Origin of the sequence: Nocardia alba NBRC 108234 (genome assembly GCF_001612665.1) — a bacterium.
Classification (GTDB): domain Bacteria; phylum Actinomycetota; class Actinomycetes; order Mycobacteriales; family Mycobacteriaceae; genus Nocardia; species Nocardia alba.
In genome coordinates this window covers 1-1,345 of record NZ_BDAX01000058.1, presented here as the reverse complement: position 1 = coordinate 1,345, position 1,345 = coordinate 1, and the positions used below count along the sequence as shown (strand labels likewise).

At 64.4% G+C, this 1,345-nt stretch carries 1 pseudogene; it reads right to left on the bottom strand.

The features are described 5' to 3' along the window. A pseudogene (locus NA12_RS32850) lies at positions 1–1,308 on the bottom strand (IS701 family transposase); the annotation flags it as partial. Positions 1,309–1,345: the final 37 nt, after the last annotated feature.

Sequence of the window (1,345 nt, the reverse complement as noted above, 5' to 3'; positions counted from 1 at the left end):
ACTGCAACGGCACTCAGGTGAGGTGGTGTCCTCGTCGCCGGTAGTGGGATAAGCGGGCTTGATACTGGCGTCGGCGTCGCCAGTTCGACCATGCCCAGACCCGCCGCGTACTGCGTGCGGATTCGAGGAGCAACGCGACGGTCAGGCGCCGGATCTCCGGTAGAGTGAGCGCGATCATGCCTCGCTCACGATAGCTGGATCCCCTTTTACTGCAACAGCTTTCGCTCCTGCCAACCAGGCGTGAGCAAGCATCGACAAGGTGATGTGGGCATACCACGCCCGCCAGGAACGGACCTGGTAGTGATCGAGCCCGGCCTCGTTCTTGGCCTGCTGGAAACATTCCTCGATCCGCCAACGTGAACCCGCGATCCAGGCGAGGTCGGCGATGGTCGATCGACGCGGACCGAAGCAGACGTAGTAGGCGATCTCGGTCGGATCGGTGATACTGCGCCGGGCAAGCAACCAATGCCCACGACCGGGCACCCACCCGATCCGGATCGGGACACGTGCCCAGTCATAGTCGCGGGGCCCATGCGCACCAGCCCCGGACGAGACCCGTTGCCACGCCCGCGCCGGCAACCCTGCCACGAGGTGATCAGCGCGAGCCTGGCCCATCCCGGTGGTGACCAGAGTGTCGTTGCGGCGGGTCGCCAGCACATGGAACACGTCGTGCTGTTCGAGCCAGAACCGCAGATATTTGACCTGACCATAAGCCTCGTCAGCGGTGAACCACCGAAACGGGAGCCCCGCCACCAACGCCCTTTCCAGCATGGCCATCACCAACCGTGGCTTGGTCGCGAACTCGACCTCGTCACCGATCCCGGCGGCACGGCAACGCTCACGATCCTCGGTCCAGGACTCGGGCAGATACAACTCCCGGTCGACCAAGGCATGTCCGTGCCGGGAGGCGTAGGCCAAAAACACCCCGATCTGGCAGTTCTCGGTGCGACCGGCCGTCCCGGAATACTGGCGCTGCACCCCTGCCGAACGGATCCCCTTCTTCAGGAACCCGGTGTCATCGGCGATCAACACCGCATCCCTGTCACCGAGTCTCTCAGCGGCATAGCTGCGCACGTCGTCACGAACACCGTCAATGTCCCAGTCCGCGCGCCGCAGCAACCGCTGCATCCCGTCCGGACCGACTTCCCCGGCCCGCTCCGCCAGCGTCCACCCGTTCTTACGTTCCAACCCTGCGACCAAACCGGTCACATACTCCCGAACCCGGCCCCGCGGCTCCGACCGTGTGAACCGGCCACTGATCCTCGCTTGCAACGAATCCAGCTCCGCTGCAACAATATCCACGACCACGCAGGCACGATACTCGAACCGAGTGCCGTTGCAGTAC